Raw genomic sequence first — 24,189 nt, 5'->3', positions numbered from 1 at the left:
TTAGAAAGACTAATCACTTTTGAGAGCATGAAACCATATAATAAAATCCTAATCCTCCTATCAATATGGGTACTCCCAGTTCAGAATGCTTTTGGACAAACGGATCAGGTGAGATGGATTTCTTTTGAGGAATTGGAAGTCTCGCTTTCCATCGTTCGCCATAGGCTTGCCGACGGCGAGACGCGAAAGCGGAAACCTGTTTTCATAAATTTCTACACAGATTGGTGTGTGTACTGCAAAAAAATGGATCGGGTAGTTTTTAACAAAGCCGATGTGATCAAGTTACTCAACGATAAATACTATGCCGTAAAATTCAATGCTGAGTCGCGGCTAGAGATACAATTTAGTGGTCACGTTTTAGGGAATGATCAGGTGGGAAAATCGCGCAAGCCGTTGCATCAAATAACCCAATTACTTGCTTTGCGCGATGGTGAATTTGTAGCCCCTACGATGCTAATTCTCAATGAGGATTTTGAGGTAGAAGCCAGGTATTTTGAATTTTTGGATGAAGATGAATTACTGGAGGTTTTGAAAAACTACGACTAAATCTGGTATTTTTTGAGAATGATTCCGCTTTCGCGAAAGCGGAATAGATGAGCTTTCACTGGTTGTATAACAAGTAGAACGACTAGAAAATAAAAAAGCCCGACTTAAGCAGTCGAGCTTCTTGTACCTCAGGCCGGAATCGAACCGGCACGCCGTGAAGCATTGGATTTTGAATCCAACGTGTCTACCAATTCCACCACTGAGGCTTGAATTGCAAACGGGCGGCAAAGATAGTAGTTTTTTTGAATTCAAAAGCGTTTTTTCATTTTGAGCCAATTAATTTCCTTAAGCCACCCGCATAGGTTTCTGCCAGTTATTAAAAACGATAATTACTTACGGTATTCTCATTACATAATTGTACTTTTGCAGCCTTAAAATCAAGACTCTAAGATTTTGACCATGAAATACGCACTATCAGACGCAAAGCTATTTGGATGCCGACAGTCCATGGACCTCGCCAAAGCAATAGCTGAAGAATATGGTGCAGAATTGGGTCAAGTAAATTTTACGACTTTCAGTGACGGTGAGTTTCAACCCTCTTTTGAAGAGTCGATAAGGGGAAGACGTGTTTTTTTAATAGGATCCACGCATCCGTCAAGCGATCACTTGATGGAGTTGATGCTTATGATCGATGCGGCAAAAAGAGCAAGTGCAAGGCATATCACTGCGGTGATTCCTTATTTTGGATGGGCTCGACAAGACCGAAAAGACAAACCTCGCGTTCCGATTGGTGCTAAAATGATAGCAAAAATTCTAGAAAGTGCTGGAGCTACCCGCATCATCACCATGGATTTGCATGCTGATCAAATTCAGGGATTCTTTGAGAAGCCCGTAGATCACCTTTTCGGTAGCAGTCTTTTTATTCCTTATTTGAAAAGTCTCAATCTTGAAAACTTAACCATTGCATCTCCTGACATGGGTGGTTCTAAGCGTGCTTATGCCTATTCTAAGACATTGGAAAGTGATGTTGTGGTGTGTTATAAGCAACGTCAAAAAGCCAATATCATTTCCCATATGGAGTTGATCGGTAATGTTGAAGGTCAGAATGTGGTGCTGGTAGATGATATGGTGGATACAGCAGGAACCTTAACAAAAGCAGCTGATGTGATGATGGAACGCGGTGCAAAAAGTGTACGAGCGATTTGTACACATGCAATCCTATCAGGAAATGCTTATGAGCGTATCGAGAACTCTAAACTTGATGAATTGATCGTTACTGATTCCATCCCATTGAAACAAAAGAACGATAAAATAAGAGTTTTATCTTGTGCTGGTTTATTTGCTGGGGTTATGCAAAGTGTGCAGAACAACCAGTCGATCTCCAGTAATTTTATAATGTAATTTCAATTAATATCTAAATAAAGTCTAATGAAATCAATCACGATCTCCGGATCTAAAAGAGAAAGCGTGGGCAAGAAGGCAACTAAGGCCCTACGTAATGCTGGATTGGTACCTTGTGTCATCTATGGTGGTGAGGAGCCTATACATTTTTCAGCAGAAGAAAAAGCGTTTAAAAACCTTATCTACACTCCAGATGCGCATCTAGTAGTTATAGACTTAGGTAAAGACGGTAAGTTCAACGCGATTGCTCAAGACATGCAATGGCACCCAGTTAAGGAGCAATTGCTTCACGCAGACTTCTATCAAATATTTGATGATAAGCCTGTAACTATGGAAATTCCTGTAATTACTGAGGGAACTTCTCGTGGTGTTCTTAACGGAGGTGTTTTGAGAAGAAACAACCGTAAGTTGAGAGTGAAAGCAGTGCCAGGAAATCTTCCTGACTTCATTAAGATTGATATTTCAAACATGAAAATCGGTCATAAGAAGTATGTTAAAGATCTACGTGTTGATGAGTATGAAATCATGCACCCAGATACCGTAGTAGTGGTAATGATCAAGACATCTCGTACAGCCGTTGCAGAAGACGATGATGACGATGATGAAGCAGGTGATGTACCAGCTACTGAAACTGATTCAGAAGCTGCTGTAAAAGAGTAATCTCAAAAACAACAGTAATTAAAAATCCCCAGTCTACGCTGGGGATTTTTTATAAACTTTATTCAGAGAAAAGGTTACCTACCTTTTGGGTTGAGGTGGGAACTGCGTTAAAATCTCCTGAACCATCTCATTAGTTCTCTCAACCTTAGCCTCTGGGGTAGATTTTAAAGCAGCTCTACCTATTCCTTGCCAGATCAGTTCTTTGGATTCTGCATCAATGAAATCAATGTAAAGGACACCTTCTGTAGTGGTGGAGACATTGTTGCCCCAGCCCCAACCGAAGCCTCCCCAGCCCCAGCCTCCCCAGCCCCAACCTACGTTGTTGTACACATCAACGCGTTCTTGAGCATCAGTAAAAAAGCTTACGACTACATCTGGATTTTCTGATTTTACAAAGCCCTTACGCTGCATTTCAGCATCAAGAGCACGTAATATTCTTTTTTTGTCAAGTTCAGAGACATCTGCCTGATCGATACCTTGTTTGAAATAAGCAAATGATTTGTATTTGCTGAAATCGGTTCCTATTGCATAATCTTGATTGACTCGTACGGCCTGACAACCTACTAGGCTGGTGAGCAGTAAACTTAAAATGAGAATTTTCTTTATCATCGCTTTACTTTTTTAGTTCCAAAGGTTTTCATCTACAACATGCGGAAGGGTCACTTTCAAGTTGGGATCGAGTTCCATGGCTCTTTTAATGGCAAAAGTTGCATTTTCATTTCTTGCCCAGTTACGACGCGCAATTCCATTATTAACATCCCAATGTAGCATCGAGGTCAATCGCTCTTCTGCCTCCTTACTACCATCAATTACCATACCGAATCCGCCATTAACTACTTCACCCCAGCCCACGCCGCCGCCATTATGTATGCTGATCCAGGTCGCTCCTCTAAAACTGTCGCCTATCACATTCTGGATCGCCATGTCTGCTGTAAAGCGCGAACCATCGTAAATATTTGAGGTTTCTCGGTAAGGAGAATCGGTTCCAGAAACGTCGTGGTGATCGCGGCCTAAGATCACGTGTCCTATTTCGCCTTGAGCGATAGCATCATTAAAAGCCTTTGCAATTTCCATGCGACCCAGTGCATCTGCATAAAGAATGCGAGCCTGTGAGCCTACAACCAGTTTATTTTCTTGAGCTCCTTTGATCCAAGTGATGTTATCTTGCATTTGCTGCTGGATGCGTTCTGGAGCATCTTGAGAAAGCCGCTGCAAAACCTCTGTTGCAATAGCATCAGTTTTTTCTAAATCTTCTACCTTTCCAGAAGCGCAAACCCATCTAAAAGGTCCAAAGCCGTAATCAAAACACATAGGTCCCATAATATCCTGAACGTAGGAAGGATATCTGAATTCGCGATCTTCTCCCTCAATATCAGCTCCGGCGCGACTGGATTCTAACAAAAACGCATTTCCGTAATCAAAGAAATAGGTGCCTTTATCTGTGTGTCTATTGATAGCTGCTACATGGCGCTTGAGACTGCGCTGAACCTCTTTTTTGAATTGGATGGGATCTTCTGACATCATCTCGTTGCTTTGTTCAAAAGTGAGATCAACGGGATAATACCCTCCAGCCCACGGATTGTGCAGGCTGGTCTGGTCGCTCCCTATCGCAATCTCGATGCCGTTATCATAAAGGCTTTCCCAAACATGAACCACATTCCCTAGAAATGCGATGGAAACAACTTCCTTATTTTCTTGAGCTGTTTTGACACGTCTCACCAAATTTTCTCGGGTCTCTATTACTTCATCCACCCAGCCTTGATCATGTCTTGTTTTTACGGCTTTAGGATTCATTTCGGCGCAAACCGTGATGCAGCCAGCGATATTTCCAGCTTTGGGTTGCGCTCCACTCATACCGCCTAGCCCAGAGGTTACAAATACATTTCCGCGAGGTGATTTACCTATTTTTCTGAACGCATTGAGCACGGTGATCGTGGTTCCATGAACTATTCCTTGAGGACCTATGTACATGTAACTTCCTGCTGTCATTTGGCCGTACTGCGTCACGCCCAGAGCATTGAAACGTTCCCAATCGTCTGGTTTGGAGTAATTGGGAATCATCATTCCGTTAGTGACTACACAGCGTGGAGCATTTTTGTGGGAAGGAAACAAGCCCATGGGATGCCCGCTATACATGACCAGCGTTTGCTCATCAGTCATCTCGCTCAAGTATTTCATGGTCAGTAGGTACTGCGCCCAGTTCTGAAAAACAGCTCCATTTCCTCCATAGGTAATAAGCTCGTGTGGGTGTTGTGCCACCGCGTGATCCAGGTTATTTTGAATCATGAGCATGATTCCCGCAGCCTGTTTAGATTTTGCAGGGTAATAATCAATGTCTCTGGCTTTAATTTCTTCTTTAGGCATAAAACGGTACATGTAGATACGACCGTATTTCTCCAATTCTTCTTTGAATTCTGGAAGAAGTACCTCATGGTGCCTAGGCTCAAAATAACGTAAGGCATTCTGTAATGCGAGTTTGACTTCTTCTTCATCTAATGTCGCCTTACGTTTAGGAGCGTGATTTACGGTCTCTTCATATACATAAGGATCTGGAAGTTCCGTGGGGATTCCTGTTGTGATGCTTTCGCGAAAGCGTACCAAATCAAAATCTTCCATTACTGCGTTCATGCCTTTTTGTTTTTAAATGTATCTGTACTCTTGTCATAACCATACGGACAATGCCTGCAACCGCTTTTACAGCAATAGCCTCGCTTGAGGTGGTATTGTTCCGTAAAGCATCGATAGCCCTGAGGGGTGAGGTAATAGTCGCCCTCCTCAACGGGAATGATCTTTTTCATAGGTTAAAAATACGAGATGTGAAGATGCATAGCCTAATAATTACTGGAATTTTGGGAAAGCAAGTCAGGCAATCGATCATTAGGTATTTTTGCATAATGTGGATCATTCAAACCAGTCTTCTTAAAAAGTACCGAGGCATGACGCTGTTTCCGCTTTTGCTGGTTTCCCATGAGGCTGATGTTCACGATGAGGTCTTCATCAATCACGAGAGAATCCACGCGGCACAACAGAAGGAATTGCTAATTATATTTTTCTATCTCTGGTATGTGATTAATTATCTGCTATTAAGAACCAAATACGATCATCATCAAGCTTATAGAAATATTGTTTTTGAACGTGAAGCTTATGCGATGGAGAGAAATCTTAATTATTTGACGGACAGAAAGTGGTGGTCATTTTTAAAATTCTATCATGGAGCCTCGTAGTTTGTTTGATCCTAAGACCGCCGTTAATCAGCGATTTGTGGAGTTTCCAGATCGGGAAATCATTATTGATATGAAGCGCGAGGATCTCCTGCATGCTGAGGTAAGCGGTAATAAGCTCAGGAAACTCAAATACAATTTGCTGAAAGCCAGAGAACAAGGTCACGATACCTTGCTGACTTACGGCGGTGCCTTTTCCAACCACATCGCTGCCACGGCCGCCGCCGCTCAGATTATGGGTTTTAAAAGCGTAGGTGTGATTAGGGGCGAGGAACTGGGGAAAGATTTATCTCAAACAATAGAAAAGAATCAAACTCTGAGGATTGCCCATCAAAAAGGGATGCAGTTTCATTTTCTGAGTCGCGAAAATTACCGCAACAAAAACACTGCTAGCGAAATCAATAAACTTTATGAGCAGTTCGGATCGTTTTATCGCATCCCAGAAGGGGGACTAACGAACTTGCTGTCCTTGGAACTCAAGAAATTCTAACTGATTACGATCGCGTGACTTATGATGTCATTGCAGTAGCCGCGGGAACAGGTGGCACGGCTGCGGGAATCGTAAAAAGTGCTGCTCCACATCAAATAGTGATGGTTTTTAGCGCGCTCAAAGGTGATTTCCTCGGGAAAAATATTGAAGATATGTTGGTTGATCGAGCATTTGATTTTTATAAGGATACAAGATTTGGCGGTTATGCACGTTCTGATAATCGACTGATTGATTATATGAATGCACGCTTTCGCGAAAGCGGAACTCCACTCGATCCCATCTACACCTCAAAGATGATGTATGTGCTGGAAGAGCAAGTGAAAAGCGGTGCTGTTGCTGCCAAAACTCGTATTTTAGCGGTTCATACCGGAGGCCTACAATCGGTGCATGCCTATAATCAGTTGCTCGCTAAAAAAGGTAGGAATTTAATCAATTATGTGGATGAACTTTAGGTCGATATTAATCTTGTTGTTTTTAACCTTGTTGCTTGCCTCGTGTGGAGGTAAAAAACGCGTGGTTACCACTAAAAAAAGAGTCAAAAAAGAAAAGGTCGTTACCCAACCCAAACCTGAACCAGAAGTGGTCAAGGAGCCTACTCCAGTTGAGAACCCAAAACTATCAAAGCCTACAACTGGCGATATCAATCGAGATTATATTCTCGATTTTAAGGACGCTGCCATGCGCGAGATGCAACTTTACAAGATACCGGCAAGTATTACTTTAGCTCAAGGTATTCTGGAAAGCGGCGCGGGACGGGCGAGACTGGCACGGGAAGCTAATAATCATTTTGGGATCAAGTGTCACAAAGGATGGACCGGCGGTAAAATCTATCACGATGATGATGCAAAAGGCGAGTGCTTCAGGACCTATAATGACGCAACCTATTCCTATCGTGATCACTCGTTATTTCTCACGGAGCGCAAAAGATATCGCGATCTTTTCTCGTTGAATTTGCTGGACTATAAAGCTTGGGCAAGAGGTTTGCGTCAAGCTGGGTACGCTACAGACCGGCGCTATCCAGAAAAGCTGATTAACCTTATCGAAAGATATGAGCTGGATCAATATGATACGCAAGCCTTAGAAGCAATGTCTGTCGAGGATCAAATGATACAGCCTCCTCTCCGTGCAGATACGGTGCATACCGTCAAGCCAGGAGAAACTTTGTATCGCATTTCAAAAATCTATAACGTAAGCGTTGAGGATTTGAAACGTCTTAACAACCTGTCTAGTAATACACTATCTATTGGACAAGTACTTACCGTAAAATAATTTCATGCCATTTACTTATCAGCGTAGCAGCGCACTTTTTGACGAAGCCAAAAAATATATACCCGGAGGTGTGAATTCACCCGTTAGAGCTTTTAATGCAGTAGGGGGAAACCCTGTTTTTGTAGAACGGGCAAAGGGAGCCTATTTATACACCGAAGACGGGAGTAAAATCATTGATTATATCGCTTCATGGGGACCTATGATATTAGGCCATGCTTTTGAAACAGTGGTAGAAGCGGTGAAAAAAGCCGCTGAAAAAGGGACATCTTATGGTATGCCTACTGAGCTGGAAACGCAGATTGCAAAGCTGGCCGTGAGTATGTGTCCTAACATTGACCAAATAAGAATGGTCAATTCAGGTACAGAGGCCTGCATGAGTGCAGTACGATTGGCACGTGGTTTTACTGGAAGGGATAAAATCATCAAGTTTGCTGGTTGTTATCACGGTCACAGCGATTCGTTTTTGATTCAAGCGGGTAGTGGGGCTGTGACTTTCGGGAGTCCCAATAGTCCTGGGGTGACTAAAGGAACCGCTCAAGACACCATTCTAGCCGATTACAACAATCTAGATCAGGTAGCGGAAATCTTTAAGAACAATCCAGAGCAAATCGCCTGTATCATCATTGAACCGATCGCAGGAAATATGGGTTGTATTGTCCCTAAAGAAGGTTTCTTAGAAGGATTGAGAAAGTTATGCGATGAGAATGGAGCGTTGCTCGTTTTTGATGAGGTGATGACTGGGTTCAGACTTGCTTCAGGTGGTGCGCAAGAAGTGACTGGTGTAAACGCTGATATTGTTACTTATGGGAAAGTGATAGGTGGAGGACTGCCCGTAGGTGCTTTTGCGGCACGTAAAGAAATCATGAATTATCTCGCACCAACCGGGCCAGTGTACCAGGCAGGTACATTGAGTGGGAATCCGCTGGCGATGAGTGCTGGAATTGCCATGTTATCACACCTGAACAATCATCCAGAAATTTTTGATCGTCTAGCCGAAAAAACAAAACGATTGCACGAAGGCATAGATAGTGTTCTATCCCAAAAAGGAATTGATTACACCATTAATCGATACGGCTCTATGATTTCAGTTCATTTTACCGATGAACCGGTGGTGGACTTTGACAGTGCCGCAAAAGGCAATAACGAGTGGTTTAAGAAATACTTCCACGGTTTGCTTGAACAGGGAATTTACTTGCCACCGAGTGCCTTTGAAAGTTACTTTTTGAATGATGCGCTGAGTAATGAGGATATTGGTATAACAATTGATGCGGTTGAAAAAGTGGTGAAATCTTGGTAACACTATTAATCAGCTTATTAAACCGTAAAATCAATCATGACCAAATTTTATTCAACTTTACTAGTCGTCTTATTTTTTAATCTCAAAGTTCACTCTCAAAATACCCCTGGCAGTATTGCTTCTGTGGAGCAATCTATATATGGTGTACAAACTGGTTTTCTAGGAGCTTGGGTACATAATGAATCCAGACTGTCTAATTCAATAGCCCTCAGATCAGAAGTAGGTCTGGATGCTACTTTCGGCTACAACTCATTTCTGGGAGATTATTTTAAAATGGTTCCAGTGCTTACTCTCGAACCTAGATGGTATTATAATCTTGAAAGAAGGCTGAGAAAGTCAAAACGGATCGATAATAACGCTGGAAATTTCATAGCCTTAAAAACATCTCTAAGACCTGATTTATTTGAGATCGGTTCCAATGACAATATCCGAATCATACCAGATTTTCAATTGATACCTACTTATGGACTACGGCGTAACATAGGTCAACATTTCAATTATGAAGTAGGATTTGGGATAGGTTATATTAGGTATTTTGAAGAACGGTTGAGAGATCAAAATGATGCGGTGGTAAATCTGCATCTTCGTATTGGATACAGATTTTAATTTTGTCACATAACAGACCTGATAAATAGAAAGCCTTGAGATCGCATCTCAAGGCTATTGAGTTTTAGAAATTATCTGTCTCTGCGGTCACGCATCTTTTTCATGCGTTTCATTTTGTTTTTACCTTTTCGAACCATCATTTTTTCCCAGCGCTTGTACTGCTCGTCATTCAAAATAGATTTCATCTCGCGTTTCATCGCGATGCGCTGATCCAGCATTGCTACACGAAGTTCCTCTTTCTTTTCTTGACTCAGCTCACGTCTTTCCTCTCGGGTAAGTTTATTTTCTTCTCGCGCTTTACTCTGGTTTTCAAGGACCGCAATAATTTGCTTCTCTTGTTTGTCTGTGAGATCTAAAGCAAGCGTCATTTGTTTTGCTTGAACTTCTGGACTAGGTATTTTGCGCATTTTTTCTCCAGGCTGGGCAATGATTCCGAGCGGCAAAAGAAATAAACCGATGATTGCTAGTTTTTTCATGATAATGGATTTAAGGATTATAATATTATGACTAACAATTGCTGAAAAGGTTTAACCAAAAGGGTTCTTGCGCAAAACTCCAAGCTCTTTTTTATTCATAAAACGTGATTTATTGACTGGAAATTTCGTTGTTAAATAAAAAAAGGTCCAGATAGTTATACCTGGACCTCTTGAGTTTTTAAGGTAAGATTCTCACATAGACTCAATAAACAGCCCATCATCAGTCTTACTAACCTTGGCAAGTTTTTTACCGGTCAATCCTTTTATAGACTTATCCCATTTTTTATTACTCAAACCAGCTTGCTCTTTCAAGTCAGCGAGCTCCATTTTCTGAGCTTTGATGAGAAGTTCAAAAACCATTTTCTCCTCCTCGTTCAAATCGGCTTTTGCCTTGTTCTCAGGTTTCATTTGAGGGAAGAACAGCACTTCTTGAATCGATGGATTGTTGGTCAAGAACATGATCAATCGGTCCATTCCTATTCCCAGTCCCGAGGTAGGAGGCATGCCGTATTCCAGCGCTCTCAAGAAATCTTGATCTATAAACATTGCCTCATCGTCCCCACGATCTGCCAGTGCCGCTTGAGCTTCAAAACGCTCACGCTGATCGATAGGATCGTTCAACTCACTGTAGGCATTGGCGATTTCCTTACCACAAACCATCAGTTCAAAACGCTCAGTAAGTTCTGGATTGTCGCGGTGCTGCTTACAAAGCGGTGACATTTCCTTCGGGTAATCTGTGATGAACGTGGGCTGGATGTAGTTTCCTTCACATTTCTCACCAAATATTTCATCGATAAGCTTTCCCTTACCCATGGTTTCATCTACTTCTATATTTTCCGCTTTCGCGAAAGCGTACAACTCCTTCTCACTCTTGCCGGCAATATCAAAACCGGTAAAATCCAAAATACTTTGCCTCATGGTCACACGCGGATAGGGCGCCTTCCACTCAATCTCGTGGTCGCCAAAAGTACTCTTTGTCGTTCCATTTACCGCAATTGCACAATGTTCAAGTAACTGCTCTGTAAAGTCCATCATCCAGTTGTAGTCCTTATATGCCACATAGATTTCCATGGCGGTGAACTCTGGGTTATGCGTGCGATCCATTCCCTCGTTACGGAAATTCTTACTGAACTCGTAAACGCCGTCAAATCCACCCACGATCAAACGCTTGAGATAAAGCTCGTTTGCGATACGCATATAGAGCGGTATGTCCAGAGAATTGTGGTGCGTCACAAAAGGTCGAGCCGCAGCACCACCTGGAATAGGCTGTAAAATAGGCGTCTCCACTTCAAAGTACTCACGCTCGTTGAAGAACGAACGCATCGCATTAAAAAGCTTGGTTCTTTTCACAAAAACCTCCTTCACCTGCGGATTCACAGCTAGGTCTGCGTAGCGCTGGCGGTAGCGCTGCTCTGGGTCATTGAATTTGTCATACACGTTGCCATCTGCATCTACTTTAGGGAGCGGCAATGGCTTCAAGGCTTTTGTGAGTAGCGTGAAACTTTTAACCATCACTGTTTTCTCACCCACTTGGGTTTTAAACAGTTCGCCCTCAATACCGATGATATCTCCTATATCGAGCAGTTTTTTATAAACATCATTGTACAATGTCTTGTCTTCTCCCTCGCAGATCTCATCGCGATTGAAATACACCTGGATACGTCCCTGGCTGTCTTGAAGCTCTGCAAAACTTGCCTTGCCCTGAATGCGTCGAGACATCAAACGGCCTGCAATAACGACCTTTTTCCCCTCTTCAAAATCACTTTTAATAGTTTTAGAAGTATGGTCTACGGGATATAGGGCAGCAGGAAAAGGCTCGATGCCCATCTCGCGAATTTTTTGAAGTTTCTGGCGACGTACTTGTTCTTGTTCAGACAGTGGCATGATCTACAATTTTTTGAATTTGCAAAGATAACTTTGCTGCGAGCTGTAACAAAGTGCTTTTAACAAGGTCTTATTTTAGCTGTTAGCTGTGAGCCGTGAGCCGTGAGCAGGTGATTTGGGTATTTGTTGAATGAGCAAGCTGCTAGTGGTAATAGGCTAGAAGCCCTTTTTAATGAAAGGATATTTTCTGTCAACTGCATACCGCAACTGCGAACTGACTGAGAGAAAGAAAATGTGTTGAAATACTTAACTCAAAGCTGAATTTTTAACCTTTCAATAAAATCATCCCTATGTCCATCTGGAGAGTAATTCTTGCCATCATTTTTCCACCACTTGCGGTAATCGGTAAAGGTTGTGGTTCTGTGGTGATCGTTTTTATCCTCACTTTATTAGGCTGGATTCCCGGAGTGATCGCTGCTTTGATCATTTTGAATAATCCAGAGCGTTGATCGCGGTTACTCCTCAAAGTTCAAGGTATTCTTAAAACCAACCAGACTCCTTAAACAAAACCTACCTTTGTTTCATGAACAAATCTGTTTACTTCAAAGATCTAAAAAGGCTCGATTATAAAGAGGCTTGGGACTATCAGGAGAAGCTTTTTAAGGAGATTCTCGATATCAAAATTAAAAACAGGCGTGAAGATGCGGGACTTGAAACGCCTAATCATCTTTTGTTTGTAGAACATGATCATGTTTACACGCTCGGGAAGAGTGGCGATGAAAAAAACCTGCTGGCAAACCAGGTAAAACTGGATAGGATAGGAGCATCCTTTTATAAGATCAATCGTGGAGGCGACATAACGTACCACGGGCCAGGTCAGATAACTGGTTACCCCATTCTTGATTTAGAGAATTTCTTTACTGATATTCATAAATACCTGCGTTATCTAGAGGAAATCTTTATCAAAATTCTCGCAGATTATGGACTAAAGGGAGAGCGTAGTGAGGGAGAAACAGGCGTTTGGCTAGATGTGGGAACGCCAATTGCGCGCAAGATTTGTGCGCTGGGCGTGCGAGCAAGCCGCTGGGTCACCATGCACGGTTTTGCATTTAATGTAAATACAGATTTGGGTTATTTTGATCACATCGTTCCTTGTGGCATTGAGGACAAGTCCGTCACTTCTCTAGGTACAGAGTTAGGAAGAGTTGTGGATGAAAGCGAGATCAAAGAAAAGATCAAACGCTATTTTGTTGAGTTGTTTGATGCTAATCTGGTTATTCCTTAAACATGCCGTGCTATTCCTTTAAAGGTCATATTCCCGTAGTAGACCGCAGCAGTTTTATTCATCCCCAAGCGACTGTGATCGGCAATGTGGTCATTGGTAAAAATTGTTATGTGGGTCCAGGTGCTGTGATACGAGGTGACTGGGGTGAGATTATCCTAGAAGATGGCGTGAATGTTCAGGAGAATTGTGTGGTTCACATGTTTCCTGGAAAAAGTATACGCTTTCGCGAAAGCGCACACATAGGACACGGCGCGATCATACATGGAGCTAATCTGGGAGCCAATTGTCTGATTGGTATGAACAGTGTGATTATGGACGGAGCCGAAATAGGAGAGGGCTGTATAGTAGGAGCGCTGTCTTTTGTAAAAGCAGAAGCTGTTTTTGAGCCGCGATCACTGATCGTAGGCAATCCTGCTAAAAAAATCAAGCATGTTACCGATGCCATGCTGGACTGGAAAACAGCTGGGACAAAACTTTACCAGCAACTGCCTACTGACTGTCATGAAACCATGCAAGAGGTTGATCCTCTACGGGAGATTCCTGAGCATCGACCAGTTCAGGAAGATTTTTATAAAACTCTCGCAGAGCTTAAGAGAAAAGGCTAGATTTTAAAAAGCCATTCCTTTTTGTAGAGTAAGGCTTTTTGGATGGCGTTGAATAAATCAGGAAAGGTTTGTTCAAATTCCTCTGTAGATTCAAAAAAGTACTCGGTAAGAACCGCCATAAATTCATATTGGTTAGTAAAAGCATAATCTCTAAAAAATCGGGTTTGATCCAGTTTTTCACGCGTGCCGGGTTGCATGAGGAACTTCAAAATTACCTGATGGTATTTATGATAACGCATGGCGTCAATATCATCCATTTGCTCGCTTTCAAAATGCATGACGTGGGTAAATTCATGAATGCCTAAATGCAAATTATCATTTGTAATATCCATGCCCTCTTTGAAATCTGCCCAGGACAGCGCGACAACCTTTGCCGCTGGGTTGAATTCTCCTTTGTGAAGGTTAGAATTGATGGGTGAAGTAAAAGCTTGATCAAAGATCAATATGGTATCCAGTGTGGGAAATAGATAAGACCGCCTTCCAAAACTCAACCGACACGCCACGGCAGAAATAAGTGCCTTTTGCTCATCAGTAACGGGAGTACCGTATCTGTGCTTGAAATCTTTATCGGCGATAAAATTTGCTACGCGGTGCTCAAATTCTTTCTTATTCTTAACATTCAAGCCAGCAAAAAATGCATAAGATTCAAGAATCACTTTTTGATGAGGCTTCAATTTTTTGTAGGACCAGAATTGCCGGTACCACAAATAATCTTTCCTGTGTTGAGAAAATTTGAGTGCGATATGAGTAAGGTAGGTGGTTGCAAAAATCCCAAACGCTCCTAAAGCATAAGGTGCAAGCCAGTCATATTGGAAACTGGAAACCTGTATAAAATGTACTGCCTTAATCTCTTGAGAAAATGCTTAAAACATACCAGAACAGTAACATGAGTGATGCAAAGAGACCTAAAGAAGCTCCTACATATTGATCTGTACTATACTTGTGGATCAAGTTAGAAGTCTGGTAAAGAATTGATGCCGATGCCAGCAATACCATTCCGCCAGAAAACACCAAGCCAAGATTAAAACCAAATATCACACCTGCGATGATAATCCCTAGGGCAACAAACGACCCCACCATGATAATACTACGCAAGAATGAGAAGTCTTTTTTAGTTACCAGGACTACTGCGCTTAAACCTGTAAAAAGGGCTAGTGTCGTTATTGCCGCTTGATTTAATGTGTCTGATCCATTCATTTCTCCCATAACGATGGCGATATAAATCAATGGGATGAAAATAAGAGCCTCAGCTACCACAAAAAGAAGAAGGCCTAAGTATTGAATGCCTTTATCGTGACTGGTATGAGCAATCTTTTCGGCATAGTTTGTTGCAAAGATGAATAACCCTAGAACAATAAACCATTTCCAGCCTTGCAGCATTCCCAGCATGAACTCAACAAGTACTGGAATGTTTAGAAAAATAGTCTCAATAACTATAAACAGCAAGGTTGCGAGGGCTACATGAGCATAAGTCTTACGATAAAATGCAGCGCGCTCAACTTCATTAACACTAATGAGTGATTCAAATTCTGGGTCAAACTGTGGGTTGTTATCCATGAGATTGGTCTTTAATTTTAAAAAGTAAATATAGGTAAGATGTTATAATAAAAATAGGATCAGTCGCTCTAGCCTTGAACGCATCACTCAGAATCAAATTTGATCCCAAAACGCCTCAGCATTTTCTTTTCAAACCACCAGAAAAAATCAAACTGACCAAACAACCAGCCTATAACGACAAGTAGAATTTGATAGACTGGAAAAATGACCAGCAATCTGATAGGCCAGAAAACCCATGGCGAGAGATGGTCCAGATCTATTTCAAACAACTCTAGAAAAGGCCCTGAAAGTCTTGCCGATGCAGATCCCGTAATAGCAAATACCAAGAAGATGGCGATCATGCGGTAACGTCGCTCTACATTCCACTTTTTATAGAGTTTTTGAAATATCCAGATGCAGAGCCTGTAGATAAAATAAGCTAGGATCAGGGTGACTACCGCAACAAACAAATATTCATAAGTAGCGTCTTCAAAAACTGTTGGAATAAGTTTTATGGCAATAAAATATCCTGATGCCAGTAGAGCTACTATGCCCAGAAATATATAAATAAGTTGCCAGTTTCTAGTGATGTCCCAGTTCTCCTTAAGTCTTTGCATGCTGCAAAAATAGGCTACAACAATTTCTGATTATAACGCTGCTCAAAGAAAAGGAACCAATTATAAAGCAAATAGTTAACCTCGTAGCCGTAATCGATACCATTCTCATAGTCTATACTAAAAATGTAGAGATCAGGATCGTAAGAAATGGGATTACGAACTCTAAGATTATATTCCCTGACTCTAAATTGATTGCGGATTTCTAAAGTCGATTGAGAATAAAATCCGCGAGGTGGCTGAGTTGCGAGCCAAGAATAAAATCCAGGCTCAATAATAATGATCTCGTATTCCAGACTGTCGTTAGCAATACGTATGGTGTCATTTTGTACCTGATAAGCGGTTTTCTTTTTTTGATTGCTTGAATCGCGCTGACTGGAGCATGCGATCACGATAAACAATAGGCCGAGGGTGTAGAATACATTTTTCATAGGATAAAAATAGCCTTACAGCGTACCGTTCCATAGTTCGATCTATTGAACGCGTTGCATGGATGAGTGAATCCAGCTTTTGGCTAAGATTGACTGTTTGACGCATAAAAGAACCGTTGCTCAATTTAGGTAGAACACCTATAAATTAAACAACGGTTTGTGATTGTGGTAAGAATATTATCCTAAAAGTCCGCCTAGGAGGCCTCCACCGCCTTTTTTGTCTTTATCACCACCTAGAAATTTGCCTGCTAGATCATTGAGCGCACTTCCATCGCCATCGCTATCAAGAACAGAGTTGAGCATGCCCATGGCACTATCACCAGGTGTATCGTTGCTCAGCCCACCCAAAACAGATCCTAAAAGCCCTTGAACATCGTTAGTCTGCGGATTGTCATTGTGTTTCTTCTTACTTAAATAGCCCATAACTATAGGCGCTGCAAAAGCTATTATTTTACTGATCGTAGAACTATCCAGCCCATTTTTGTCGGCTAGGGCGTTTTCCACATTGGACTTGTTCGAGCCAAAAACATGACCTAAAATCCCGCTTCCTTCACTTAGCAAAGCGTCTGGACTACCGGCTCCTGAACCAAATATTTGCCCTACCATATCCATCATACCGCCACCACGGTGTTTTGGGTTGTCTAGGGCGTTGCTCAAGGCTGCAGCTCCCTCTGGAGTTTGTGCATTCTTTTGCATCCCACCCATAATAAGGGGTAGGGCTTGTGCGAGCACGCTTTGGGTCTGGCTCTCGCTGGCGCCGGTTTGCGATGCAGCACCGCTGATTAATTGCTTTCCTGTAGGTGAATTGAGTAATTCCAGTATATCGTTCATAGTTTAATCTTTAGCCTAAAGATACAGCATCACTGCGTTTTTCAAAATAAAAAAGCGTCAATATAGCTGGCTTGTAATAGCATTCTTAAGTGTTCTCGCTTTCGCGAAAGCGAAACAACCTACAAACTTCTAAACACCTATTGTTTGATCAATTTAAATGTTTTTGACGCAGCACCTGACTGAACCTGCATCAAGTAGATGCCACTGGGAGCAGACAACATCATGGTATGAAAACCGACAGTTTCTAAACGCTCTTCCTTAAGCAGCTGACCGGCAGAATTGTAAATGGATATATTGACAGACTCAGCAGAAACAGGAATCTCAAAATTGACCTCACCTTGTGTTGGATTAGGGTAAACCACTAGATTTTCAAGACCTAGTTGATCATCAAGACTAGCAGTATTCTGATTGAGCTTTTGAATGAAAATATCAGTTTGACCAGCGCTAGTAAGTGTTTGAGTGCTGTTTGCCTCTGGGTCAAAATCGACTGAACCCGTCATATAACCAGTCGTATACACATTATTTAAGGCGTCTGTTACTATGCCTAGACCGTGATTACTGAGATTAGATCCAAGAGTGGTGACCCAGCCAAAATCCCCATTTGAGAGTATCTTGTGGATGAAGGTATCTTGAATACCCTGTTCGGTGATAAAAAAGTCTGCCGCGCCTGGATCGAAGTCGGCTCTACCTTGAAAAAATCCCGTGGTATAAACATTACCAGCAGCATCACAATCTATGGAAAACACCTCTTCAGTAGAAGAGCTGCCAAAAGATCTGCCCCATAGGTAGTCACCGTTAGGATCCAATTTTTGAACAAAAATATCTGCCGCTCCACGTGACGTCACATTATCTGTTCCAGCAGAAGGATCAATATCCATAACTCCTGAAAATGTACCTGTAGTGTAAACATTACCTGATGGGTCTACAGCTATACCTAAACCTTCTTCCGTAGAAGATGATCGCCCCAAAGGATTTCGACCATTGATAGTTGCCATTAGTATCCATCTTATGTACAAAAACATCATATACACCAGTTGATGTGAGCGTACTTGTTCCACTTCCAGGATCAAAATCGACCACATCTCTAAAACGTCCAGTAGAATAGACATTGCCTGCAGCATCTATATCTAAAAAGAATGCCTCATCTCTTTCTGCTCCGCCAAAACCCTTAACCCAAATAAGACCTCCATTATTATCGTACTTAGCAACATAGATGTCTTCAGAGCCATTAGAGGTTATGGAAACCACTCCAGTTCCAGGGTCAAAATCTGGTGTGCCGTCAAAGCTCCCGTTAACATAGATGTTACCACTGCTGTCAAGTTTTAATGAATTTCCAGCCTCGACGCCTCCATTTGCAAAGGGGCCACCTATCGCTTTTGCCCATACAAAATCTCCTTGCGCATTGAGCTTGAGTAGAAATACCTTTCCGCCAGTTCCTTGGTTCAAATTGAAAACTCCTGCTCCCGGATCGAAGTCCACATCAAAATTAAACTCCCCAAAAACATATACGTTTCCAGAAGCATCAGCCTCAATGGCAAAACCTTCATCAGCAAAGGCACCGCCTATACTGTGGGACCACTCGAGAATGCCTTGAGCATTGAGCTTTGTGATAAATATGTCGCGACTCCCGTTTGAGGTGAGGTTAAGCGTGGCGCTTCCTGGATCAAAATCTCCAGTTCCCTGCATGGAACCTGTGAGATAAACATTTCCGCTACCATCGACGGCTACGGCATAACCCTCGTCAAAGGTTGTTCCTCCTAGAGCATGTGCCCATTCTAGAGTCTGAGCCTCTCCAGAATGAAAGATGAACAAGATGAGAATAAGAACGGTGTTGAAGTAATTTGTTTTCATGATTGTTGAATTTGTCCAAAATTGAACAAACTATGAGAGCCACACCATAGGGGAATTACCTGGTTTTTGATTGGATGGTATAGAGAAAGAAGGTCTCGCTTTCGCGAAAGCGCAATTATAATTTCATTATCACGATGGCTTAGATGATTCAAGTAACTTTAAAGGAATGAAAAATATTACTTGTCTTATATTAACATTCTTTACTATGGCGTTACAAAATACCCAAGCTCAAAACTTTTCTCTTGATGCATACCGCTGGGAAAACAGATTAATATTAATTGTCTCGGGAAATCCTGAGGGCGATGAGATTTTAGAACAATTAAAGCTTTTCCAGAATCAACGAGATGCATTGTTAGACCGCAAACTTTTGATCCTTAAGATTGATCCTAAGGGCAGTACGCTCTACAACCCAAGTTTAAATCCCGTTCAGAATACTATTAATAAGAATTTATATGAAGAATTTGGTTTAGATTCAAAGCCGTTTCAAATTTTATTGATCGGTCTGGATGGTGGAGTGTAAATGAAAAGAACCCGAATTACAGATCCTTCTGTATTCTTTGCAGAAATAGACACCATGCCTATGAGGCGCAATGAGCTGAGAGGCAAATAGAATTACTTATCATACTTAACGACTGCTTAAGAGCAGAGCATGTGTCGGTGAAGTATTTTTGTATCATGGCGAAAAACGATAAACTTTACGATCTGATCATCGTGGGTGGTGGTCCTATAGGCATCGCATGTGCTCTAGAAGCTGAAAAGAAGGCGCTCTCTTATCTGATTTTAGAAAAGGGTACGGTAGTTAACTCGCTTTATAACTATCCCACAAATATGCAATTCTTCTCTACCAGTGAGAAGCTGGAGCTGGACGAGATACCTTTCATCTCAAAAGAAGCAAAGCCTAGTAAGCAAGAAGCGCTGGAATACTACCGCCGTATTGCTACATCTCGACGATTGAACATGAAGCTTTTTGAAAAAGTGGAAGCAGTAGAAAATGCTTGTGACGTTTTTCAGGTAACAACGACAAAATCAAACCACTCTGCACGTAATATAATATTAGCAACAGGATTCTATGATCTGCCCAATCTTATGAATGTGCCAGGCGAAGAACTTCACAAAGTTTTCCACTACTATGATGATCCGCATTTATATGCATTTCAAAAGGTGGCAGTGGTAGGAGCGAGTAACAGTGCCGTGGATGCCGCGCTGGAAATTTATCGTAAGGGAGGAGACGTAACAATGATTGTGCGAGGCAATGAGATAGGTGACCGGGTGAAGTACTGGGTCAAACCAGATGTTGAAAACCGCATCAAGGAGGGGAGTATCAAAGCTTTATTTAATGCGCAAATCGTTAAAATCGAGCAAGATATAATTAAAATAGATCAAAAGGGGCAGGAGATCACACTAGAAAACGATTTTGTCTTAGCATTAACAGGTTACAGGCCTAATTTCAAAATGCTTAAGTCACTCGGTGTTAAACTCGAGGGCAAAATGAAAAAACCAGTGTATGATTCTCAGACTATGGAGACGAACGTGCCTGGCATTTATCTTGCTGGGGTTGTTTGCGGTGGTTTAGAAACCCATAAATGGTTTATCGAAAACAGTCGTGCGCATGCAGCTCTCATTGCTGAACATATTGCTAATAAATAAGTTGAGTTAGAACTTTTCCGCTTTCGCGAAAGCGACGACATGCATCAATCTCAAGTTGATCGATTTATTGGCAGCTCCTCATTTAAAAAGTGACTGTGAATACGATCTAAGGCTGATAAACAAAAAGTATCTTTTTCAAGATGGCTATCAATTGATTAAAATTTAATTATAAAGAGATCCAGCCAGGCACATAGCTTGAACCTGTGGGTAGGTTAGTAGAATTCTCGACGTAAACCTCGGGACGACCGGTCTCCGTATTGTAACGCATAGTGCCATAGGCAGGAGCGCTGGCACCAGTAGGTCTGCTAGCGGTGTCACCGCTTTCCAAGCGACCTATAAAATTTTCCTCGTTATATTCTTTGGTGGTTAAGACTTTGCTGCCTCCATTCTCAATCAGAGAAATTGACAAGTCTGGAACTGTAATCAATCCATCTCTTCTTACTATTAGAGCATCTGATCGATCAGTCTCATTTACACCATTACCTACGACAAACACGCGGTCACTTAAAGCTCTACCTGATGCTCCAGCGACAGGAGAGTAGTCAGTATTCCAACTTCCAGTCGCAGTTTCACCGTACGCCCTCGCGACTAAACCACCCCCTAATGCTACAGACGCACTTCCACTTGCTACGCTGGTGGCACCTAAAGTTACAGAAGAAACCCCACTTGCCAAATTATTTCCTCCTACTGAAAATGCATACCGTCCAGAAGCACCGTACTGGTTATCTATATTACTTCTCCATACCGCAACCCTAAACCCAAGATTTATGGCAAAACGTCCTATTCCCAAAAAATTACTGGGATTGTTACCTGCAATTCTATAGCCTAAATTGCTTCCATTCGTTTGCTCAACCAATTGACCGTTTGAATTGTTTAGGTCAAAATAACCCTTTGTGATTAAAGCTTGGCTATCTGCATTGCCTAGTTCAGTATTTGAAAATGAAGGAGCTGTAATTACCCCATTTTTCAAAATAATTAAAGCATCTGAACGGGATGCGTCAGAGGAACCATTACCTACCGTAAAAACTCGATCTGTACTGTCACCTGCTGGAGAATAATCGGTATTGAATTGACCTACCGCGATCTCACCGCTTGCGTTTGCTATATTTCCTTCTCCAGCAGCGATAGAGGCTGCGCCACGCGCTTCATTATCAGCTCCTAGAGCGGCAGCAGCAACGCCACTCACTGCATTTGATGCTCCAAAGGCAATAGACCCATCAGTAGTGATATTATTTTCACTTCCTGCAGCAAAAGATAAATTTCCAGAAACTGTATTGAGTTGACCAAAACCAGAAGATGCTGTTCCAGAGATATCGTTTTCAATACCAAAAGAGGAAGAAGCTGTGCCACTTGCAGTATTGTCAACATTGGCTACGAATGAAGCATCTCCTGTTGCGCCGCGAGAAGTAGAGGCTGATTGTTGAAAACTCAAGTCGGTTGCAAATAATCCCACATCTCCATGATTTGCAGGATCTGAGTCGGCCAAGCGATAACCTTTAGTGATCCCCTCTGTAAACTCTTTTAATTCGCCAGAATCTCCTCCAGTGCCAAATGTTTCCCACCTCCCACTATAAGAAACATAAAATCCAGGTTCATAAGTAACACTAGGGGCTTGAGAGGTATCTTCAAAACTACTGGTCAAGTAAACCACAACACCTTCAATCGGGAAATCACCGTCAACTAGCAGTGTACTTACACGAGATACCAGAAGTCCATCTCCTACCACCATAACCCCTGGGGTATTCGTAGCCACCACTTCATTGGCCGCTTTTATATCAAGTAATGCTCTTGGATCCTCTGTGTTTATACCTACTTGAGCTTGAGAAAATACGGCTACAAGTAAAAATACTGCTAGTACTAATTTTTTCATTGGTCAAAAGTTTAACACGCAAAGTTAAACCTTTATCCTAGCTTTATAGTTGGTATTTACTTAATATCCTGAAAGCTAGATGTGTTTAATCCGTTTAAATGTGTATAACAACGAATTTCTTGTCCTAGAACCTCATGAAGTAAGACAATTGACTGCGAGTGATTTCTATTGTGGTATATGTAACTAATATCTTCAGGAGTACTGGTTTTGATTATTCAGCAACTCCATCAAATCTGGATCTTGACCTAAGAGTACGGACTGACTATTAATTCTACCCTCCAAGGATCCATTTTCTAATTTGAGGACACCACGCGGACATACCGCACTACAAATTCCACAGCCCACACAACTTGCACGAACGATATTCTCACCTTTTTGGGCATAGGCTCGCACATCGATTCCCATTTCACAGTACGTTGAACAATTTCCACATGAGATACATTGACCACCGTTGGTTGTGATTCTGAATTTTGAGAACAGTCGTTGTTGTAAACCTAATATGGCTGCCATAGGACAACCGAACCTACACCACACACGACTTCCCATAATCGGGTAAAAACCTGTGCCTATCACACCTGAGAAAATGGAGCCTATCAAAAAACCATACGCAGATCGTACAGCTCCATGTTTGAAGAAAAACAGGTTTTGGGATTGTCCCATATAATGTATCGCGATAAAGGCTATAATCAACACAAAAAATCCAATGGCACCATATCGCGCATCTTCTTTAAGTTGATCCCTTCTGAAGATCCAGATTAATGCAAAAATTACCGTCAACAAACCTGCTACTCCCATTAAGAAAGTATCCCGATTGAGCCAATATTCAGAGCCATCACCTAGATAGGAGTGGATCACTCCTGTGGTCATGATCACAGCAAATACAAGAACACTATGCACTAGCCACCGCTCTATTATCCACGCTTTTTGAGATTTGTCAGAAAGGTGACGGAAGGAATCTCCGGCAGTCTCGGCGAGTCCTCCACAGCCGCACACCCAGCTGCAATACCAGCGCTTACCATACTTGAAGGTCAAAATGGGAGTTATTACCAATATGGAAGCAATCCCCCAGAGCAACATGGTAAGTCCCAGATTACCGTTTGCTAATAAACCGTCGACATTGTATTGATCAAAAAAGTAATAATTAAGTGGCCAAATGTTTTTTAGATCGTAGTAGGGCAGGTCGCCATTGAGTCCCGCCATGATTTCTGGAATCAAAAAGGCAAAGGCAGTCTGGAAAAACATCACACTAATCGTACGGATTACCTCATATCTATTATGTCTGTATTTCCAAATGAACTTGGCTCCAAATGCTAGAATAGCGATCGTGTACAGTACGCCATATACAAACCACTGACTAGCAGCTTTTCCTTTTAAAGTATAAGAAAGCGGATCAAATAAAGCAACTAGACCCGTATTAGAGGCACCGTCGTTCCCTTGTCCCAGTAAATCCGCAAAGAAGTAAAGTACCACGTAGAATCCCATGAGGAGAATAGCGAGTGACCATCCCCATAAACCGCGACTGGAAATACTCTTGAACCAGACGCCGTCATTTTTGATACCAGCGGTTTTGTTTCCGTATTGCGCTTTCGCGAAAGCGAGAACACCCACAAAAATCATCGCAATGGACAGCGTGAGCCAAAACTCACGCCAGCCCAAGTCAACATTGAAAAGCGCCAATACCATGATAAGAAGTCCGGATAAACCTACTGCACTTGCGATTTTTTCAATGCGGGACAGTGCTTTGGGCGGCTCACCGGTAAGGGACATGTTTCTTTGATAGGTGCTCATG

General features: G+C 42.0%; 28 protein-coding genes and 1 tRNA gene. 14 read left to right on the top strand and 15 right to left on the bottom strand.

Features of this window, described 5'->3' with window-relative positions; translation table 11 throughout:
* Positions 1 to 27: 27 nt before the first annotated feature.
* Positions 28 to 546, top strand: a complete 519-nt coding sequence (locus tag BST97_RS07690; RefSeq protein ID WP_085766692.1) for a thioredoxin family protein — start codon at positions 28 to 30, stop codon at positions 544 to 546.
* Between the two features lie 124 nt (positions 547 to 670).
* Here the strand turns inward: BST97_RS07690 and BST97_RS07685 are convergent.
* Positions 671 to 752, bottom strand: a tRNA-Leu gene (locus tag BST97_RS07685).
* A gap of 193 nt (positions 753 to 945) precedes the next feature.
* Here BST97_RS07685 and BST97_RS07680 point away from each other — a divergent pair.
* On the top strand, positions 946 to 1,887 hold the full coding sequence (locus tag BST97_RS07680) for a ribose-phosphate pyrophosphokinase (protein WP_085766691.1): 942 nt from the start codon (positions 946 to 948) through the stop codon (positions 1,885 to 1,887).
* Between the two features lie 27 nt (positions 1,888 to 1,914).
* Positions 1,915 to 2,547: a 50S ribosomal protein L25/general stress protein Ctc gene (locus BST97_RS07675; protein WP_085766690.1), complete on the top strand. Its 633-nt coding sequence runs from the start codon at positions 1,915 to 1,917 to the stop codon at positions 2,545 to 2,547.
* A 78-nt stretch (positions 2,548 to 2,625) separates the two neighbouring features.
* Here BST97_RS07675 and BST97_RS07670 read toward each other — a convergent pair whose 3' ends face one another.
* From BST97_RS07670 to BST97_RS15955, 3 genes are read right to left on the bottom strand one after another with little or no spacing between them, the layout of a single operon-like run.
* On the bottom strand, positions 2,626 to 3,156 hold the full coding sequence (locus BST97_RS07670) for a DUF4136 domain-containing protein (protein ID WP_085766689.1): 531 nt from the start codon (positions 3,154 to 3,156) through the stop codon (positions 2,626 to 2,628).
* Positions 3,157 to 3,168: 12 nt separating this feature from the next.
* Entirely contained in the window at positions 3,169 to 5,175 is a 2,007-nt protein-coding gene (locus BST97_RS07665) for a urocanate hydratase (RefSeq protein WP_245833684.1), read from the bottom strand.
* A complete protein-coding gene (locus BST97_RS15955; RefSeq protein ID WP_169711552.1) occupies positions 5,172 to 5,345 on the bottom strand; it encodes a DUF5522 domain-containing protein in 174 nt (57 codons plus the stop codon). Before BST97_RS15955 ends, BST97_RS07665 begins: the two co-directional genes overlap by 4 nt.
* A gap of 24 nt (positions 5,346 to 5,369) precedes the next feature.
* Between BST97_RS15955 and BST97_RS07660 the strand changes: the two genes are divergently transcribed.
* From BST97_RS07660 to BST97_RS07640, 6 genes are read left to right on the top strand one after another with little or no spacing between them, the layout of a single operon-like run.
* Positions 5,370 to 5,771 (top strand): hypothetical protein, encoded by a 402-nt coding sequence (locus BST97_RS07660; protein WP_245833683.1) that lies wholly within the window; start codon positions 5,370 to 5,372, stop codon positions 5,769 to 5,771.
* Positions 5,758 to 6,258 carry a hypothetical protein gene (locus BST97_RS16110; RefSeq protein WP_245833682.1) on the top strand — a complete coding sequence of 167 codons (501 nt, stop codon included), beginning with the start codon at positions 5,758 to 5,760 and terminating at the stop codon, positions 6,256 to 6,258. Before BST97_RS07660 ends, BST97_RS16110 begins: the two co-directional genes overlap by 14 nt.
* 14 nt (positions 6,259 to 6,272) lie before the next feature.
* Positions 6,273 to 6,710 carry a hypothetical protein gene (locus BST97_RS16105; protein ID WP_245833681.1) on the top strand — a complete coding sequence of 146 codons (438 nt, stop codon included), beginning with the start codon at positions 6,273 to 6,275 and terminating at the stop codon, positions 6,708 to 6,710.
* Complete coding sequence (locus tag BST97_RS07650) at positions 6,700 to 7,527, top strand: glucosaminidase domain-containing protein (RefSeq protein WP_169711551.1); 828 nt, start codon at positions 6,700 to 6,702, stop codon at positions 7,525 to 7,527. The genes BST97_RS16105 and BST97_RS07650 overlap by 11 nt, the downstream gene beginning before the upstream one ends.
* A 4-nt stretch (positions 7,528 to 7,531) precedes the next feature.
* Positions 7,532 to 8,824: a glutamate-1-semialdehyde 2,1-aminomutase gene (gene hemL, locus BST97_RS07645; protein WP_085766686.1), complete on the top strand. Its 1,293-nt coding sequence runs from the start codon at positions 7,532 to 7,534 to the stop codon at positions 8,822 to 8,824.
* Positions 8,825 to 8,860: 36 nt separating this feature from the next.
* Positions 8,861 to 9,430, top strand: coding sequence for a hypothetical protein (locus tag BST97_RS07640; RefSeq protein WP_085766685.1), 570 nt, complete (start codon positions 8,861 to 8,863; stop codon positions 9,428 to 9,430).
* 71 nt (positions 9,431 to 9,501) lie between these two features.
* Here BST97_RS07640 and BST97_RS07635 read toward each other — a convergent pair whose 3' ends face one another.
* Both BST97_RS07635 and lysS read right to left on the bottom strand, forming a co-directional pair.
* Positions 9,502 to 9,906, bottom strand: a complete 405-nt coding sequence (locus BST97_RS07635; RefSeq protein WP_085766684.1) for a hypothetical protein — start codon at positions 9,904 to 9,906, stop codon at positions 9,502 to 9,504.
* A gap of 192 nt (positions 9,907 to 10,098) precedes the next feature.
* Positions 10,099 to 11,790 (bottom strand): lysine--tRNA ligase, encoded by a 1,692-nt coding sequence (gene lysS, locus BST97_RS07630; protein WP_085766683.1) that lies wholly within the window; start codon positions 11,788 to 11,790, stop codon positions 10,099 to 10,101.
* Positions 11,791 to 12,080: 290 nt separating this feature from the next.
* On the opposite strand from lysS, the gene BST97_RS07625 reads away from it, so the two are divergent.
* From BST97_RS07625 to BST97_RS07615, 3 genes are all read left to right on the top strand, one after another.
* A complete protein-coding gene (locus BST97_RS07625; protein WP_085766682.1) occupies positions 12,081 to 12,239 on the top strand; it encodes a YqaE/Pmp3 family membrane protein in 159 nt (52 codons plus the stop codon).
* A gap of 74 nt (positions 12,240 to 12,313) precedes the next feature.
* Positions 12,314 to 13,015 (top strand): lipoyl(octanoyl) transferase LipB, encoded by a 702-nt coding sequence (gene lipB / locus BST97_RS07620; protein WP_085766681.1) that lies wholly within the window; start codon positions 12,314 to 12,316, stop codon positions 13,013 to 13,015.
* A gap of 2 nt (positions 13,016 to 13,017) precedes the next feature.
* Positions 13,018 to 13,620: an acyltransferase gene (locus tag BST97_RS07615; protein WP_085766680.1), complete on the top strand. Its 603-nt coding sequence runs from the start codon at positions 13,018 to 13,020 to the stop codon at positions 13,618 to 13,620.
* Here the strand turns inward: BST97_RS07615 and BST97_RS07610 are convergent.
* The 7 genes from BST97_RS07610 to BST97_RS15950 form a co-directional block, all read right to left on the bottom strand.
* Positions 13,617 to 14,294, bottom strand: a complete 678-nt coding sequence (locus BST97_RS07610) for a zinc-dependent peptidase (protein WP_169711550.1) — start codon at positions 14,292 to 14,294, stop codon at positions 13,617 to 13,619. The two genes, BST97_RS07615 and BST97_RS07610, sit on opposite strands and share 4 nt — an antisense overlap.
* 169 nt (positions 14,295 to 14,463) lie before the next feature.
* Positions 14,464 to 15,177 (bottom strand): Bax inhibitor-1/YccA family protein, encoded by a 714-nt coding sequence (locus BST97_RS07605; RefSeq protein ID WP_085766678.1) that lies wholly within the window; start codon positions 15,175 to 15,177, stop codon positions 14,464 to 14,466.
* Positions 15,178 to 15,260: 83 nt separating this feature from the next.
* Entirely contained in the window at positions 15,261 to 15,773 is a 513-nt protein-coding gene (locus BST97_RS07600; protein WP_085766677.1) for a DUF6787 family protein, read from the bottom strand.
* A 14-nt stretch (positions 15,774 to 15,787) separates the two neighbouring features.
* Positions 15,788 to 16,201: a DUF6146 family protein gene (locus tag BST97_RS07595; RefSeq protein ID WP_085766676.1), complete on the bottom strand. Its 414-nt coding sequence runs from the start codon at positions 16,199 to 16,201 to the stop codon at positions 15,788 to 15,790.
* A 177-nt stretch (positions 16,202 to 16,378) separates the two neighbouring features.
* The gene (locus BST97_RS07590; RefSeq protein WP_085766675.1) at positions 16,379 to 17,032 is read right to left on the bottom strand and encodes a DUF937 domain-containing protein; all 654 of its coding nucleotides are present in this window, start codon (positions 17,030 to 17,032) and stop codon (positions 16,379 to 16,381) included.
* A 137-nt stretch (positions 17,033 to 17,169) separates the two neighbouring features.
* Positions 17,170 to 18,027, bottom strand: a complete 858-nt coding sequence (locus BST97_RS07585; RefSeq protein WP_169711549.1) for a T9SS type A sorting domain-containing protein — start codon at positions 18,025 to 18,027, stop codon at positions 17,170 to 17,172.
* A complete protein-coding gene (locus BST97_RS15950) occupies positions 17,942 to 18,883 on the bottom strand; it encodes an NHL repeat-containing protein (protein ID WP_169711548.1) in 942 nt (313 codons plus the stop codon). The genes BST97_RS07585 and BST97_RS15950 overlap by 86 nt, the downstream gene beginning before the upstream one ends.
* Positions 18,884 to 19,049: 166 nt before the next feature.
* On the opposite strand from BST97_RS15950, the gene BST97_RS07580 reads away from it, so the two are divergent.
* Both BST97_RS07580 and BST97_RS07575 read left to right on the top strand, forming a co-directional pair.
* A complete protein-coding gene (locus BST97_RS07580; protein ID WP_085766672.1) occupies positions 19,050 to 19,403 on the top strand; it encodes a DUF4174 domain-containing protein in 354 nt (117 codons plus the stop codon).
* A gap of 155 nt (positions 19,404 to 19,558) precedes the next feature.
* Complete coding sequence (locus BST97_RS07575; protein ID WP_085766671.1) at positions 19,559 to 20,530, top strand: YpdA family putative bacillithiol disulfide reductase; 972 nt, start codon at positions 19,559 to 19,561, stop codon at positions 20,528 to 20,530.
* A 166-nt stretch (positions 20,531 to 20,696) separates the two neighbouring features.
* Here BST97_RS07575 and BST97_RS07570 read toward each other — a convergent pair whose 3' ends face one another.
* Both BST97_RS07570 and BST97_RS07565 read right to left on the bottom strand, forming a co-directional pair.
* Positions 20,697 to 22,400 carry a hypothetical protein gene (locus tag BST97_RS07570; protein WP_085766670.1) on the bottom strand — a complete coding sequence of 568 codons (1,704 nt, stop codon included), beginning with the start codon at positions 22,398 to 22,400 and terminating at the stop codon, positions 20,697 to 20,699.
* Between the two features lie 192 nt (positions 22,401 to 22,592).
* Complete coding sequence (locus tag BST97_RS07565; RefSeq protein ID WP_085766669.1) at positions 22,593 to 24,188, bottom strand: 4Fe-4S dicluster domain-containing protein; 1,596 nt, start codon at positions 24,186 to 24,188, stop codon at positions 22,593 to 22,595.
* Between the last annotated feature and the right edge of the window lies 1 nt (position 24,189).

Source organism: Nonlabens spongiae, assembly GCF_002117125.1.
Lineage (GTDB): Bacteria > Bacteroidota > Bacteroidia > Flavobacteriales > Flavobacteriaceae > Nonlabens > Nonlabens spongiae.
The sequence above is the reverse complement of the archived record's forward strand: the minus strand, read 5'-3'. Positions and strand labels throughout refer to the sequence as shown.